The 14964-nt window shown below is 70.1% G+C and carries 14 protein-coding genes; 4 read left to right on the top strand and 10 right to left on the bottom strand.

Annotated features, from left to right (window positions below; translation table 11 throughout):
- The first annotated feature begins 491 nt into the window (after positions 1-491).
- The 3 genes from IG08_RS0106245 to IG08_RS0106235 all read left to right on the top strand — a co-directional run bounded on the left by IG08_RS0106245 (position 492) and on the right by IG08_RS0106235 (position 2341).
- A complete protein-coding gene (locus IG08_RS0106245; RefSeq protein WP_030597215.1) occupies positions 492-1460 on the top strand; it encodes a zinc-binding dehydrogenase in 969 nt (322 codons plus the stop codon).
- 108 nt (positions 1461-1568) lie between these two features.
- On the top strand, positions 1569-1778 hold the full coding sequence (locus IG08_RS0106240; protein WP_016437953.1) for a helix-turn-helix domain-containing protein: 210 nt from the start codon (positions 1569-1571) through the stop codon (positions 1776-1778).
- Positions 1778-2341, top strand: a complete 564-nt coding sequence (locus IG08_RS0106235; protein ID WP_030597212.1) for a Clp protease N-terminal domain-containing protein — start codon at positions 1778-1780, stop codon at positions 2339-2341. The genes IG08_RS0106240 and IG08_RS0106235 overlap by 1 nt, the downstream gene beginning before the upstream one ends.
- A 98-nt stretch (positions 2342-2439) precedes the next feature.
- Here the strand turns inward: IG08_RS0106235 and IG08_RS0106230 are convergent, their stop codons facing one another.
- Together IG08_RS0106230 and IG08_RS0106225 are read right to left on the bottom strand one after the other, a co-directional pair.
- Positions 2440-3504, bottom strand: coding sequence for a PadR family transcriptional regulator (locus tag IG08_RS0106230; protein WP_030597209.1), 1065 nt, complete (start codon positions 3502-3504; stop codon positions 2440-2442).
- Position 3505: 1 nt separating this feature from the next.
- A complete protein-coding gene (locus IG08_RS0106225) occupies positions 3506-4474 on the bottom strand; it encodes a DUF4097 family beta strand repeat-containing protein (protein WP_043453377.1) in 969 nt (322 codons plus the stop codon).
- A gap of 157 nt (positions 4475-4631) precedes the next feature.
- Here IG08_RS0106225 and IG08_RS0106220 point away from each other — a divergent pair, with 157 nt between their 5' ends.
- A complete protein-coding gene (locus IG08_RS0106220) occupies positions 4632-5474 on the top strand; it encodes a hypothetical protein (protein WP_030597204.1) in 843 nt (280 codons plus the stop codon).
- A 48-nt stretch (positions 5475-5522) separates the two neighbouring features.
- On the opposite strand, the gene IG08_RS0106215 is transcribed toward IG08_RS0106220, so the two are convergent.
- The 8 genes from IG08_RS0106215 to IG08_RS0106185 all read right to left on the bottom strand — a co-directional run bounded on the left by IG08_RS0106215 (position 5523) and on the right by IG08_RS0106185 (position 14711).
- Positions 5523-5711 carry a DUF6104 family protein gene (locus tag IG08_RS0106215; protein ID WP_030597201.1) on the bottom strand — a complete coding sequence of 63 codons (189 nt, stop codon included), beginning with the start codon at positions 5709-5711 and terminating at the stop codon, positions 5523-5525.
- An 85-nt stretch (positions 5712-5796) separates the two neighbouring features.
- A complete protein-coding gene (locus tag IG08_RS0106210) occupies positions 5797-9606 on the bottom strand; it encodes a multifunctional oxoglutarate decarboxylase/oxoglutarate dehydrogenase thiamine pyrophosphate-binding subunit/dihydrolipoyllysine-residue succinyltransferase subunit (RefSeq protein WP_030597199.1) in 3810 nt (1269 codons plus the stop codon).
- Between the two features lie 284 nt (positions 9607-9890).
- Positions 9891-10997 carry a HAMP domain-containing sensor histidine kinase gene (locus tag IG08_RS0106205; RefSeq protein ID WP_030597197.1) on the bottom strand — a complete coding sequence of 369 codons (1107 nt, stop codon included), beginning with the start codon at positions 10995-10997 and terminating at the stop codon, positions 9891-9893.
- Positions 10994-11731 (bottom strand): response regulator transcription factor, encoded by a 738-nt coding sequence (locus IG08_RS0106200; RefSeq protein WP_030597194.1) that lies wholly within the window; start codon positions 11729-11731, stop codon positions 10994-10996. The genes IG08_RS0106205 and IG08_RS0106200 overlap by 4 nt, the downstream gene beginning before the upstream one ends.
- Positions 11732-11854: 123 nt before the next feature.
- Positions 11855-12532, bottom strand: coding sequence for a spermine/spermidine synthase domain-containing protein (locus IG08_RS0106195; RefSeq protein ID WP_030597191.1), 678 nt, complete (start codon positions 12530-12532; stop codon positions 11855-11857).
- Between the two features lie 142 nt (positions 12533-12674).
- Complete coding sequence (locus IG08_RS61160) at positions 12675-12932, bottom strand: glycoside hydrolase family 3 C-terminal domain-containing protein (RefSeq protein WP_234342815.1); 258 nt, start codon at positions 12930-12932, stop codon at positions 12675-12677.
- A gap of 122 nt (positions 12933-13054) precedes the next feature.
- Positions 13055-13402 carry a glycoside hydrolase family 3 protein gene (locus IG08_RS61155; protein ID WP_234342814.1) on the bottom strand — a complete coding sequence of 116 codons (348 nt, stop codon included), beginning with the start codon at positions 13400-13402 and terminating at the stop codon, positions 13055-13057.
- Between the two features lie 76 nt (positions 13403-13478).
- Complete coding sequence (locus tag IG08_RS0106185; RefSeq protein ID WP_030597188.1) at positions 13479-14711, bottom strand: RNA-guided endonuclease InsQ/TnpB family protein; 1233 nt, start codon at positions 14709-14711, stop codon at positions 13479-13481.
- Between the last annotated feature and the right edge of the window lie 253 nt (positions 14712-14964).

Genomic DNA, 14964 nt, shown 5'->3' with positions numbered 1-14964 from the left:
GTGTAGCGCGTTCGGTTGTGTGGTGGGTCGGGGCCGTGCCGGGGGGGGTCCGCCCTCGGGCGGGCGGTGCTGTGTGCTGGGGTTGTGCTCGGTGTCGGACGCCCGCCGCTGCGGGCGGACACCCCCCGGCACGTCCCTTTGCCGCCGTACGCGGCTGATGACGCCCAGGCCTGTGCCGGGTGGCTCGCCATCGGCGGCTGACGCTCACACTCGCGCCGGGTGGCTCGACGCTCATGCCCACGTCGGGTTGCTCACCATCGGCGGCTGACGCTTATGCCCGTGCCGGGTGGCTCACCGTCGGCGGCCGCCGCAACGCCCTCAGGGGCGCGGGGAACTGCGCGACCAGCCCCCACCGGCCCGCAGACGCCTGACGGTGTGGCGCGGCACGGGCGTGGGCGCGGCGGCACCCACCCCGGGCGCCTTGGCAAGAGGGGAAGCGTCACAACGCGCCCCGGTTCCCCGCATCGCCGGCGGAGCCTATCGTCAAGGTCATGTTCGCTGTCTACGCCGCCCGAATCGACCGCGACCAGCCGCTCTCCGGCCTGGAATTGGGGGAGCGTCCGGCTCCTGAGGCCCGCCCCGGCTGGAGTGTCGTCAACGTCAGGGCCGCCTCCCTCAATCACCATGACCTGTGGTCCCTGCGCGGCGTCGGCCTCGCGGAGGACAAGCTGCCGATGATCCTCGGCTGTGACGCCGCCGGGATCGACGAGGACGGGAACGAGGTCGTCCTGCACTCGGTGATCGGACAGAGCGGGCACGGGGTCGGCCCCAAGGAGCCCCGGTCCATCCTGACCGAGCGGTATCAGGGGACGTTCGCCGAGCAGGTGACCGTGCCGACCTGGAACGTCCTGCCGAAGCCCAAGGAGTTGTCGTTCGAGGAGGCCGCCTGTCTGCCGACGGCCTGGCTGACGGCGTATCGGATGCTCTTCACGAACGCGGGGGTCCGGCCTGGTGACTCCGTGCTGGTGCAGGGCGCGGGTGGTGGGGTCGCTACGGCCGCCATCGTGCTCGGTAAAGCCGCCGGGCTGCGGGTGTTCGCCACCAGCCGTGACGAGGCCAAGCGCAAGCGTGCGCTGGAGCTGGGGGCCCTGGAGGCCGTCGAGTCCGGCGCGCGGCTGCCGGAGCGGGTCGACGCCGTCATCGAGACCGTCGGTGCGGCCACCTGGTCGCACTCGGTCAAGTCGCTGAAGCCGGGGGGCACGGTCGTCATCTCCGGTGCCACGAGTGGTGACCGGCCCTCGCACGCCGAGCTGACCCGGATCTTCTTCCTCGAGCTCAAGGTCGTCGGCTCCACCATGGGCACCAAGGACGAGCTGGAGGACCTGCTGTCCTTCTGCGCCGCCACGGGCGTGCGTCCCGTCATCGACGAGGTGCTTCCGATGGACCGGGCCCGTGAGGGCTTCGAACGGATGGCGTCCGGGGGGCAGTTCGGGAAGATCGTGCTCACGAACAACGGCTGACCGTCCTTCTCTCTGTGTCGCTTTGAATGGCCGACCCGGTTGCGGGTCGGCCATTGACGTTTGTCAACCATGGTTGACATGACGGGCATGTCAACGTAGGTTGACATCATGACCGAAGCAACGGATCTCGCCGAGCGCGCGGGTGACCGCGATCCCCGCGTCGGGCTGCGTGCCGTCGCCGCGCTGCGCAGGTTGTTGGAGCAGTTGGAGGCGGTGCAGGTGCGCAGTGCGCGCAATCAGGGGTGGTCGTGGCAGGAGATCGCCGCGGAACTCGGTGTGAGCAGGCAGGCCGTGCACAAGAAGTACGGGAGGCATTGATGTTCGAGCGGTTCACGAAGGACGCCCGTGCGGTGGTGACCGGCGCGGTCGAGCAGGCCGACGGGGCGGGCGCGCGATCCGTCGACGCCGAGCACATGCTGCTCGCCCTGCTGGAGAGGGAGGGCAGTCGTGCTTCCTTCGCCCTGGCCGCACTTGGGCTTGCCGGGCGCGGGGACGCGGTGCGAGAGGCGCTCGGCGAGGCGCGGCGGCGGGCCGGGTTGTCCCAGGCGGACACCGATGCGCTGGCCGGGCTCGGGATCGACGTCTCCGAGATCGTCGCCCGGGTGGAGGAAGTGCACGGTGTCGGGGCGATGTCCGGTGACCGGAAGGACAAGGGCTGGTGGTCCGGGCGGCGCTCCTTCGGTCGCGGGGCCAAGGAGGTCCTGGAGAAGGCTCTGCGGATCGCCGTGGCCCGGCGTGACGGCCATGTCGGCGACGAGCACATCCTGTTGGCCCTCACCGTCCGGCCGGGAGTGCCTGCCGAGGTCCTCGCCGATCATGGCGTGACGTACGAGGCGCTGACCCGCGTGCTCTACGGCGGCGGAGAGGCGAAGGCCGGCTGAGCGGGCCGGGCTGCCGGCAGTGCGCCTGACGTCGTCGACGGGCGCGCTGCCGGCGGAGGGGCGGGCCTACGCCTTCGCGGGCCTATGCCTTCAGGGGCCTACACCTTCGGGGTGCGCAGCAGTGCCCCGATGTGTGCCGCTGCCGAGGACAGGTGACGGCGGGCGTCGCGGAGCTGGTCGGGGCTGACTCCGTGGTCGCGGGCTGCGTCCCGGATGTCGTCCCGGAAGCGGTCCAGGAGGCGGTCCAGGTCGCGGGCCGGGTTGTCGGTGGGGTCGTCGTGGGCCCAGGACGGTTCGTACTCGGCGGGGAAGTCCTCCGGGGTGTGGGAGTACTCGGGGGGCTGCGTCGTCTTCTCGGACTTGCTGCCGCCCCGCCCGAAGCCGAAGTCCTTTCCGAACTCCTTGCCGTAGTCCTTCCCGAACTCGCCGAACTCCTTGGCCAGTTCGGTCAGGCCCTCGCGTACCCCCGTAGGCCAGTCGCCCCGTGCGAAGTGGTCCTGCACCTGCTCCTGGACCCGCCGGGCGATGCGCTGCACCTCCTCCTGGGCCTGCTCCCTGGCCCGCTCCTGGGCCTCCTTGGCCTGATGGCGGGCCCGCTGGGCCTCCTCGCGGGCCCGGCGGCTCTCGTCCTTGGCGCGGCGGGCCTGCTCCTTCCACTCCTGCTTGACGCGGCGCATCTCCTCCTTGGCGGCGCGCCATGCCTCCTTGTCGGCGTACTCCGTGAAGTCCACGAAGGGGCCGTCCTGTTCGCCGCCGGCCTTGGCGCCGGTGCCGTTGCGGGCCTCGGAGGCCGCCGCCCGCATCTCGCGCCGCAGGTCGCCCGCGGCGCCGCGCACATCGGCCCGGATCTCGGCGGCGAGCTCCGCGACCGACTCGCGGATCTCCAGCTCCAGGTCGGCCAGTTCACCGCTGCGGTCGGCCAGTTCGGCGCGGCCCGCGTCCGTGATGGCGTAGACCTTGCGGCCGCCCTCGCTGGTGTGGGTGACCAGGCCCTCGGCCTCCAGTTTGGCCAGCCGGGGGTAGACGGTGCCCGCCGAGGGGGCGTACAGGCCCTGGAAGCGCTCCTCCAGGAGGCGGATCACCTCGTAGCCGTGGCGCGGGGCCTCGTCCAGCAGCTTGAGCAGGTAGAGGCGGAGGCGGCCGTGGGCGAAGACGGGGGGCATGTCAGAGCACCTTCTTGTCGGTCGTGCCGTCGGCCGGGGCGCCGGGTGAAGCGGAGTCGTCGTCCGGGCCGGAAACGGAATTGTCCCCCGAGTCGCTCTGTACGCCGTCCACCGGGGCATCGGTCACCGGCGGCTCCGCCTCCCAAGCCGCCTCCTCCTCGTCCTCCCTGGGCGGGCGGCGCAGGAGGGCGATGGAGCCGGAGACGGTGGTCGCGCGCAGCTTGCCGGTGCCGTCGCCGAGTCGGCCCGTGACCTTGTGGGCGCCCCACTGGCCGTGGACCCGCAGACCGTCGAAGGCGTTCGCGATCGTGCCGCTGGCGGTGTTGGCCTCGATCTCCGCGTCCGCCGGCTGCGGGAGCCGGATGGCGATCTCGCCCGAGACGCTCGTGAGCCGGACGTCCGTCGGGCCCTCCGGGTCCAAGTCGACGATCATGGAGCCGCTGACCGAGTCCGCCCGCACGGAGGAACCGGAGCCCTCGACCACGGTGAGGTCGCCGGAAACGGAGTTGAAGCGGAGGTCGCCGGTGACGGCCTGGGCCTCCAGATTCCCGGAGACCGTGTCCGCGCGCACCGGGCCGGACAGGCCGACGAGTGTCGTGTCCCCGGTAACGCCCTTCACCACCGACGGTCCGCGCACCCCGGACACGACGGCCCCGGCCCCGACCACACCCACCTCGACCCGGGTCTCCGCGGGTACGGCCAGGGAGACCACGGCACTGCGCCGCCAGCCCTTGCGGTCGAGCCACTTGAGGAAGCCCTTCCAGGGCAGGTCGTCGTAGGCCACGGTGAGCGTGCCGCCCTCCTGGGTGATGACCAGGGGCGGCCCCTCGATCTCGGAGACCTCCAGGCGTGCGGAACCTTCGTCCGTGCCCACCACGTTCACCGTTCCGTTGACGATGCGTACGTGGAGCTCGCTCACGGGCTCGTCGAAGGTGAGCTTCGTCGGCTCTGCGACGGACCACTCGGACATGGTGAAGACCTCCCCGTGACAACGCGCCATATCGCGTCTCCTGTCAATCACGATATATCGCGGTCGTCGAAAGTCAAGACACTCGTTCTGGGGATGTTCGGGGTCTCGAAGCGGCCCCAAAGTGCTTAAACAGGTCTGATCGCCCTAGCGTGTGACCATGTCGACGGAAGCTTCCCGTACCGGTCCCACGGGTCCCGCCCCCGGAGCCCTGCTGCTCTGCCGGGCGGAGCCCGGTTCCGTCGCCCCCGCCGCCCATCTGCTGCGCGAACGCATGCTGCTCACGCGCGCGGGCGACGACTGGAGCGTCCTCGTCCCCGAGGGCAGGCCCTGGCTGCACGGCGACGAGCCCGTCGACCGGGTGCTCGGCGGCTGGGCCACGGCACTGGCCGTCGGCGCCCCCTGGCCCGTACTCGCCCTGTGGTGGGACGCCAACCACAGTGGCTGCACACTCGCGTCCGGTTTCCGCCGTAGCGTCGGCTACGAGTGGCTCGCGGGCGGCACGCCCGTGGGCGAGGACGAGGCGATGCGCACCCTCGCCGCCCGTCTCGGCCTCGACCCGGTCCTGGACATGCAGTCCCTCGAACAGCTGACGAAACCGGACTCGGCGGCCGACGCCCGCGCCCGCCTGCGCGGCCTGCTGGCCGTCCTCACGCGCGCGGGGGTCGCCCTCCCGCCCGGTCTCACCCCCGGCGAGCCCGCCGACCGTCTCCGCGAGGCGGCCCGCGCCCAGCCGGACGCCCGCGCGATCGAGTCGACCGGCTGGCGCGAGACCGTCCGCGCCGAACTCGACGTGGTCGAGGCCGGCCCCCTCGGCCCATGGCTCCCCTGGGTGGGCGGCCCCCAGGCCCGCCTCCTCGCCCTCGCCCAGGTGGCGGCAGGCCTCCCGCTGGCCGCCTGGGGCCTACGACGCCGCAGCGGTGGCTGGATTACAGCGGGGGCACTGCTGCTGGCACACGGCGCGCTGGGATGGGCGTACGACCTGGGCCGCCCGCGGGACTGAGAGCACGGAAAAGGGGCGCCACCCGGGCGCCCCCACGCGGCACGGGATCTACTCGTCGTCCTCGTCGTCCTCGTCGTCCAGTCGCGCCAGCCACGTCGCCAGCCGCTCCACCGGTACCTCGAAGTCAGGGTTGAGGTCGACGAACGTACGCAGTTGCTCGGCGAGCCACTCGAAAGTGACCTCCTCCTCGCCGCGCCTCTTCTCCAGCTCTTCGATGCCACGGTCGGTGAAGTACATCCTCCAAGGATAAGTGCGCGCAAACGGCCGGGCCGCACCCCCTGGAGAGGGATGCGGCCCGGTCACACACAGCCTTCGAGAGCGGTTACGCCTCGAACACCTCACGCACCAACTGCTCCTGCTCGGCCTGGTGGCGCTTCGCGGAGCCGACGGCCGGCGAAGAGCCGTGCGGGCGCGAGATCCGCCGCAGCCGCTCGCCGTGCGGGACGTCCGCGCCGACCGCGAGGTCCAGGTGGTCGATGAGGTTGAGGGCGATGAAGGGCCATGGGCCCTGGTTCGCCGGCTCCTCCTGGGCCCACAGGTACTTCTCGACGTTCGGGTACTTGTTGACCTCCGCCTGGAGCTCGGCACCCGGCAGCGGGTACAGGCGCTCGACGCGGATGATCGCGATGTCCGTGGCGCCGCGCTTGGTGCGCTCGGCCTCGAGGTCGTAGTACAGCTTGCCCGCCACGAAGACGACCTTGCGGACCGCGGCCGGGTCGACCGACGCGTCGCCGATGACCGGGCGGAACTGACCCGACGTGAACTCCTCCGTCTTCGACGCGGCGGCCTTCAGGCGCAGCATCGACTTCGGGGTGAAGACCACCAGCGGCTTGTGGTGCGGGTTGTGCACCTGCCACCGCAGGAGGTGGAAGTAGTTCGAGGGGAGCGTCGGCATCGCGACCGTCATGTTGTTCTGGGCGCAGAGCTGGAGGAAGCGCTCGACTCGGGCCGAGGAGTGGTCCGGGCCCTGGCCCTCGTAGCCGTGGGGGAGCAGGAGCGTGACGCCGGACGTCTGGCCCCACTTCTGCTCCGCCGCCGAGATGTACTCGTCCACGATCGTCTGCGCGCCGTTGACGAAGTCGCCGAACTGGGCCTCCCACATCACCAGCGCCTCGGGACGGGCCAGCGAGTAGCCGTACTCGAAGCCCATGACCGCGTACTCGGACAGGAGGGAGTTGTAGACGTTGTAGCGGGCCTGGTCCTCGGCGAGGTACTGGAGCGGGGTGTGCTCCTCGCCCGTCTCGCGGTTGATGAGGACCGCGTGGCGCTGGCCGAAGGTGCCGCGCTGGGAGTCCTGGCCGGACAGGCGGACCGGGGTGCCCTCCAGGAGGAGGGAGCCGACGGCCAGCGTCTCGCCCATGCCCCAGTCGATCGTGCCGTCCTCGACCATCGTCGCCCGGCGCTGCAGCTGCGGCAGCAGACGCGGGTGGACGTGGAAGGTGTCGGGGATGTTGACCTGGGACTCGGCGATCCGCTTCACGGTCTCCGTGGAGATCGCGGTGTTCACGGCGACCGGGAACTCCGCCTGCGGGTCCGACAGCGGTCCCGCGGCCGGCTGGGCCGTGATGGCCTCGCGGACCTCCGTGAAGACCTTCTCCAGCTGGCCCTGGTAGTCCTGCAGGGCCTGCTCGGCTTCCTCGAGCGTGATGTCGCCTCGGCCGATCAGCGACTCGGTGTACAGCTTGCGCACCGAGCGCTTCTTGTCGATCAGGTCGTACATCAGCGGCTGGGTGAAGGCCGGGTTGTCCGACTCGTTGTGACCGCGGCGGCGGTAGCAGATGAGGTCGATCACCACGTCCTTGTTGAACGCCTGGCGGAACTCGAAGGCCAGGCGCGCGACGCGCACGACCGCCTCCGGGTCGTCGCCGTTCACGTGGAAGATCGGGGCCTCGATCATGCGGGCCACGTCGGTGGCGTACATCGACGAGCGCGAGGACTCCGGCGCCGCCGTGAAGCCGACCTGGTTGTTGATGACGATGTGGACAGTGCCGCCCGTGCGGTAGCCGCGCAGCTGCGACATGTTCAGGGTCTCGGCCACCACGCCCTGGCCCGCGAAGGCCGCGTCACCGTGCAGGGCGACCGGCAGGACCGTGAAGTCCGTGCCGCCCTTGTTGATGATGTCCTGCTTGGCGCGGGAGATGCCCTCGATGATCGGGTCGACCGTCTCCAGGTGGGACGGGTTGGCGGCCAGCGAGACCTTGATCTGCTCGCCGTCCAGGCCGGTGAAGGTGCCCTCGGCGCCCAGGTGGTACTTCACGTCGCCGGAGCCGTGCATCGACTTCGGGTCGAGGTTGCCCTCGAACTCGCGGAAGATCTGGGCGTACGACTTGCCGACGATGTTGGCGAGGACGTTGAGGCGGCCTCGGTGGGCCATGCCGATGACGACCTCGTCCAGACGGGACTCCGCCGCCGAGTCGAGAACCGCGTCCAGCAGCGGGATGACCGACTCGCCGCCCTCGAGGGAGAAGCGCTTCTGGCCGACGTACTTCGTCTGCAGGAAGGTCTCGAAGGCCTCCGCGGCGTTCAGCCGGCGCAGGATGCGCAGCTGCTCCTCGCGCTCCGGCTTGGTGTGCGCGCGCTCGATGCGGTCCTGGATCCAGCGGCGCTGCTTCGGGTCCTGGATGTGCATGAACTCGACGCCGGTGGTGCGGCAGTACGAGTCGCGCAGCACACCGAGGATGTCGCGCAGCTTCATCAGGGACTTGCCCGCGAAGCCGCCGACCGCGAACTCGCGCTCCAGGTCCCACAGGGTGAGGCCGTGCTCGGTGATGTCCAGGTCGGGGTGCTTGCGCTGGCGGTACTCCAGCGGGTCGGTGTCGGCCATGACGTGGCCGCGGACCCGGTAGGAGTGGATCAGCTCGAAGACACGGGCGGCCTTCGTGACGTCGTCGTCGTGCGAGGCGTCGATGTCCTTGAGCCAGCGGACCGGCTCGTAGGGGATCCGCAGGGCCTCGAAGATCTCGTCGTAGAAGCCCTTCTCGCCGAGGAGGTAGTTCGCGACGACGCGCAGGAACTCGCCGGAGGCGGCGCCCTGGATCACCCGGTGGTCGTAGGTCGACGTGAGCGTCATGACCTTCGCGATGCCGAGCTTGTTCAGGGTGTCCTGGGAGGTGCCCTGGAACTCCGCCGGGTAGTCCATCGAGCCGACGCCCATGATGACCGACTGGCCGGGCATCAGACGCGGGACCGAGTGGACGGTGCCGAGGCCGCCGGGGTTGGTCAGGGAGACCGTCACACCGGTGAAGTCGTCCATCGTCAGCTTGCCGTCACGGGCGCGGCGGACGATGTCCTCGTAGGCCTGCCAGAACTCGAAGAAGTTCAGCGTCTCGGCCTTCTTGATGCCCGCGACGACCAGCTGGCGGTCGCCGTTGGGCTTCACCAGGTCGATGGCGAGGCCGAAGTTGACGTGCGGCGGCTTGACGAGGGTGGGCTTCCCGTCCTTCTCCGCGTAGTGCCAGTTCATCGACGGCATCGTCTTGATGGCCTGCACCATCGCGTAGCCGATCAGGTGCGTGAAGGAGATCTTCCCGCCCCGGGCGCGCTTCAGGTGATTGTTGATGACGATGCGGTTGTCGAACAGCAGCTTCACCGGGACCGCGCGCACGGACGTGGCCGTGGGCAGCTCCAGGGAGGCATTCATGTTCTTGGCGACCGCGGCGGCGGGGCCGCGCAGCGTGACCAGCTCCGGGCCGTCCGCGGACGCGGCGGCGGGCGCGGCCTTGGCCGCCGGCTTGGCGGCGGCGGGCTTGGCCGGAGCAGCGGCCGGCGCCGCGGCGGGAGCCGGAGCGGCAGCCGCGGGCTTCGGGGCGGTCGGCGCGGGGGCCGGAGCCGCGGGAGCGGCCTGGGCGGGCGCGACAGGGGCCGCCGGAGCGGCGGCCGGCGCCGCCGGGGTCGTGGTGGTGTCTGCGGCCCCCGCGGCCGCAGTACCCGCCGCAGCCGGAGCGGCAGCCGCCCCCGGCTTGTAGTCGGCGAAGAAGTCCCACCAGGCTCGGTCTACCGAATTCGGGTCCTGGAGGTACTGCTGATAGATCTCGTCGACGAGCCACTCATTGGGACCGAACGCCGCAGCGGGGTTCTTCCCGGCTTGGTCGTCGGTCGAGATGCTCGAGTTACTGGGGGACTGTGGCGACACGGCGGCAACCGCCCTCTTCCGCTTCTCACAAGGTGATGGACAGCGGGAATAAAGGCTACGCCCCCATGAGCGGGAAGGTCAGGCCGGGCCGGTCCATCGTCGTGTAAGTCACATCAAAGAGCGGGTTTCGGGGGCGGAAATGGCGGGAAACAAGCGTGGTTCCGCTGCGTGAGAGATGGGTCGCCCCGGGACTCGACGCGCCGAAGGCGCGGGTCCTCGCCTGATCACACGTGTCCGTCAGCGCGGACCGACATGGATCTTGTGGCTCCGGTTCGAACTTTACGTCAACTTGGGAGAGATGGAAGTCCCGGAAGTGTGACAAGAATCCGGCAGCCCCGCTCGGATTCGGCCACTCCGATCCGGCCGCCGTGCAGATCCACCGCCCAGCGGGCGATCGCCAGGCCGAGGCCCGTGCCGCCGTCGCTGCCGGGACCGTGCGGCCGGTTCACGGCACCCCGGTTGAACCGCTCGAAGACGCGGTGCCACTCCGACCTCGGAATGCCGGGGCCCTCGTCCAGAACCTCCAGCTCGAGGGACTCGGGCAGCGCCCCGCGCCGCGCCTTGACCGTCACCCGGCCGTGCGGCGGGCTGTGCTTGACCGCGTTGTCGATGAGGTTGGCGACGACCTGGTGGATCCGCTCCGGATCCGCGTGCGCGGTCAGCTCCGGCGGGGACACGTCGAGGTGCAGATGGACGTCCGTACGCGTGTGGCTGCCGGAGCCGGACGCGATGCCCGCGCGCACCGAAGCGACCATGTTGGCCTCCTTCAGCACGCCCGACAGATACGGCCACACCTCGAAACGGCGCTTCTTCAGCGGTACGACGCCGTTGTCCAGCCTGGACAGGTCCAGCAGCGTCTCGACCAGCCGGCCGAGCCGCTCCGTCTGCTTCAGGGCCGTACGCATGGTCTCGGGGTCGGGCTGGGTGACCCCGTCCACGATGTTCTCCAGCACCGCGCGCAGGCCCGCGATCGGCGTGCGCAGCTCGTGGGAGACATTTGCCACGAGCTCCTTGCGCTGGCGCTCCTGGGCCTCCAGATCGTCCGCCATGCGGTTGATCGTCTCGGCCAGGTCGCCCAGCTCGTCCCGGCGGTTCTCGCGGACCCGGCGGGTGTAGTCGCCGTGCGAGATGGAGCCGGCCACCGCGTTCATCTCGTCCAGCGGCGCGGTGAGCGAGTGCGCCACGAACTGCGTGATCAACAAGGTGGCGATCATCGAGAAGACCGTGATGAAGCGCAGCTCCGTCTCGGTGCGCATCGCGATCATCATCAGGCCGGTGGTGATGAGGACCGCGGCGACGACCAGAACGCCCAGCTTTGTCTTGATCGAGAACGGGCGTACACCGCCCCAGGGCTCCCCGGGGCTTCTCCGACCGGCCGGCCCGTCGCTCATGGCGTCGGCGTCTCCAGGGCGTAACCCACGCCGTGCACCGTGCGGATCCGCTCGGCGCCGATCTTCCGCCGCAGCGCCTTGATGTGACTGTCGACCGTGCGGGTGCCGGAGGCGTCCGCCCAGTCCCACACCTCGGCGAGCAGCTGCTCACGGGAGAGCACCGCGCGCGGGGTGTTCGCCAGGCAGACCAGGAGGTCGAACTCGGTGGGCGTGAGGTGCACGTCCTCCGAGCGGACCCGCACCCGGCGCTGCGCGTGGTCGATCTCCAGCTCGCCCAGCCGCAGGATGCCCGAGCGCGGCGTCGCCGCGGCCAGTGCGGCCCGCTCCACCCGCCGCAGCAGCACGTGCACCCGTGCGGCCAGCTCGCGCATCGAGAACGGCTTGGTCATGTAGTCGTCGGCACCGACGCCGAGCCCGACCAGCATGTCGGTCTCGTCGTCCCGCGCGGTCAGCATGAGCACCGGCACCGGCCGGGCGGCCTGCACGCGACGGCAGACCTCCAGACCGTCGAAGCCGGGCAGCATGATGTCGAGGATCAGCAGGTCAGGCTGCCAGGCCTCTGCCGTGTCCACCGCGGACGGTCCGTCCATCGCCGTTTGCACGAGGAATCCCTCGGCGCGCAGGCGGGTCGCGATGGCGTCGACGATCGTCGGATCGTCCTCGACGACCAGGACCCGGCGCTGTGCGCCCGGGGTAGCCGTCGTGCCGTTGTGGGAGGTGTGTGTCTGCTCCATCGCCCGCCCCTGGGGAGTGCTTTCCGGAACCATGTGGGGTGATTCCTTGTCTGCGCATGACTGCGATTGACGCTTGAATGATCGGCGTAGGGAAGCAGAGTACGGGGAGTCACCACGGCTTTGCTATCCAGGTCGGACGGCGAGGTGCACGACGTCCGGAACGCCCCGGGCAACGGGGACTTCTTCGGTACGCACCCGTTGGAACCCGGCATTTCCTAGGGATCCTTCAAATTCCGGAGAGGGCTTGGCCGACCACACGGCCAGTACCCCGCCCGGCTTCAACACCCTTGCGCAGCTTGTGAGTCCGGTACGCGCGTAGAGATTCTGGTTGCCGTCCGTGACGGTCCAGTCGGGGCCGTTGTCGATGTCGAGGCAGAGTGCGTCGAAAGTGGCGCATGTCTCATTGACGAATGCGACAAGATCCGTTTCCAGAATCTCGGTGCGGGGGTCCGCGAGAGCCTCGCGGGAGAGCGCCGCGAGCGGTCCCGCACGGTGCCAGTCGATGATGGCGCGTTCCCGTTCCACGACCGTGATGCGGCCCCAGCGGGGATCCGCGGCGGCGTGCGCGAGCGAGAAGCCGACACCGAGGCCGCCGATCAGGACGTGCGGATCCGGACGCCCGTCGAGCGCGGCCAGCGCCGCGTCGACGAGCATCCGCTCCGATCGCCCGTCGGAGGTGTCCATCAGGAAGCAGCCGTTGGCGATGATCTGTAGTAACTCGCCGTGGCGGCGCAGCACGACCTCGCCGTGCGGGCCCTCGCGACGGTCCAGGACTTCGGGAATGTCGTACGAGGTGGGCATCGGCCCATCCTGGCAGGTCGGCAGGGGAAACCTCAGGGAAATACCCGGGGCCCGGACCCCCCACAGGCCGGACCCCGGGCGGGCGGGGCGGATTCAGGACCCCGCCGGTCTCGGGTGCCCGAGGACCAAAGGTCCAGTCGGACTAGACGTCCAGCCCGTGCCCGTACGGGAACACCGGGTCCTCCGTGTCGTTCGGCACGTCCGGCCGGGACGCCTCAACCGCCGCCATGGAGCGGGGCAGTTCGAAGGGCAGCCGTCCCTCCGCCCGCGCCCGCCCGAAGGCCACGTCGAGCAGTGCCGCGTCCGAGGCGCCGAAGTCGGCCACCAGGGCCGCCGCCCGCTCCGCGATCTCCGGGAGTACGGCCGGACGTTCGAGGTTGACGCACACCAGTGTCGGCACCGACTCCAGCAGCCGCAGGATCTCCTTCAGTTCGTCCTCGGGGAAGGCGAGCGAGCCCGCGTGGAAGAACGACTCGAAGGCGCCGGGCCGTTGCTCGTAGGGGGTGCCCAGACGCAGGACGGCTACGCGTCGAGGGGGTCGGCGACGGGATTTCCGTACGCCGAGGCCGTCTGCTCGATCACGCCCTGGATGTACAGATTCGGCCTCCCCTGGAGCGGCAGCAGCGCGTCGTTGGTCAGAACGGTGAGCGAGCGGCGCGCGGCCTCACCCAGGGCCGTGAACTCGGAGGCGCCGACCGTCTCCTCGGCCTTGTCGGGATCGGCGTACGGGTTCTCGAAGAGGCCGAGGACGAACGTCTCGCGCAGCAGGCGTCGTACGGAATTGTCGATCCGTTCCTCCGAGATGCGGCCGGAGCGGATCAGCTCCACGATCACCTCAGGGCACTGTTCGCCGCCGGGTCCAGGTCCCATCAGGAAGTAGACCTGTTGACATGCTCCCCGGGCTGGAGCCCGGGGATTCTGGCCGTCCCTGCCGGTTGCCGCGCCGCTAGGCGGCACGGTCGGCGGTGGGGATTCCGTGGCTTCCTGTTTCTTCGCGCTGTGCCAGAACGGGTTCTGGTCTTACCGGCGCTCGGCAGGCCGATACCGCCAGTCCGGCGGCCGTCTTGACGTTGATCGCGGCGTTGGTGTCGCGGTCGTGGAGGGTGCCGCAGGCGGGACAGGTCCATTCGCGGACGTGGAGGGGTTTGGGCCCGTCCTTGGTGCCGCAGGTGGAGCAGACCTGGCTGGTCGGCTCGAACCGGTCGATCGTGACGAGAGTGCGCCCGTACCGGGCCGCCTTGTACTCCAGCATGGTCAGGAAGGAGCCCCAGCCGGCGTCGTGCACCGACTTCGCGAGCCGGGTGCGCGCCAGGGCGTTCACGGCCAGGTCCTCCACGGCGATCGCTTGGTTCTCGCGGATCAGCTGGGTGGAGAGCTGGTGGTGGAACTCGCGGCGGGCGTCGGCCACTTGGGCGTGGGCGCGGGCGACCCTCAGGCGGGCCTTGTTCCGGTTCTTTGATCCCTTCTGCTTGCGGGACAACTCCCGCTGGGCCTTCTTGAGTTTCTTCTCCGCACGGCGCAGGAATCGTGGCGAGTCAATCTTCGTGCCGTCGGAGAGGACCGCGAAGTGGGTCAGTCCGAGGTCGATGCCCACGCTCTGGTCGGTGGCAGGCATCCGCTCCGCGTCGGCGGCGGGGTCAGTGTCGACGACGAAAGACGCGAAGAACCGGCCCGCGCTGTCCTTGATCACAGTGACGCTGGACGGGACGGCGGGCAGCCGCCTGGACCAAACAACCTTCACAGGCCCGATCTTCGGCAGGTTCAGACGGTCGTCCGGCGTGATGGACCAGCGGGCATTCGCGGTGAACCGGATCGTGGCCCGTTTGTCCTTGCGGGACTTCATCCGGGGTTCTTCGCTCTTCGGGCCTTTGCGTTCGCCCTTCAGAGAGGCGAAGAAGTTGCGGTAGGCCTGCTCGGCATCGCGCAGCGACTGCTGGAGCACGACGGCGGACACCTCACCCAGCCAGGCCCGCTCCGGGCGGCGCTTCGCCTCGGTGACCAGCGCGCGAGACAGCAGCGACAGGCTCGGATACGGGTGGCCCTCGGTGTGGGCGTCGCGGCGGGCGCGCACGGCGTCGTTGTAGACGACCCGGGCGCACCCGAACGCCCTGGCCAGCGCACGGGCCTGGCCGGGCTCCGGGTACAGGCGAAAGCTGTATCGGAGCTGCGTGATCGCCACCCTAGGCACGTCCCTGACACCTGCGGCCCCGAATGCCGGAGGTGATCGCCGCCGTGTTCGACGTACACATATCCCGGCTATTTGTGATCAGGTTCTGGTACTGCGCGATCGACAACGACGGAACGAAGCGCCCGCACTGTCCCCTCCCGGCCCGCCGGTTCTGGAGCACTGCGGACGAGTCCCGGCTGCTGCGCTCTATCACGACGGACGGGAAGGGGCTGCCGGCGGACGTGCGAGGCGGCTTGGAAGTTGC

The sequence above is a fragment of the Streptomyces fulvoviolaceus genome (genome assembly GCF_000718165.1).
GTDB classification, from domain to species: Bacteria; Actinomycetota; Actinomycetes; order Streptomycetales; family Streptomycetaceae; genus Streptomyces; species Streptomyces fulvoviolaceus.
This window is presented reverse-complemented; position numbering and strand designations above follow the sequence as displayed.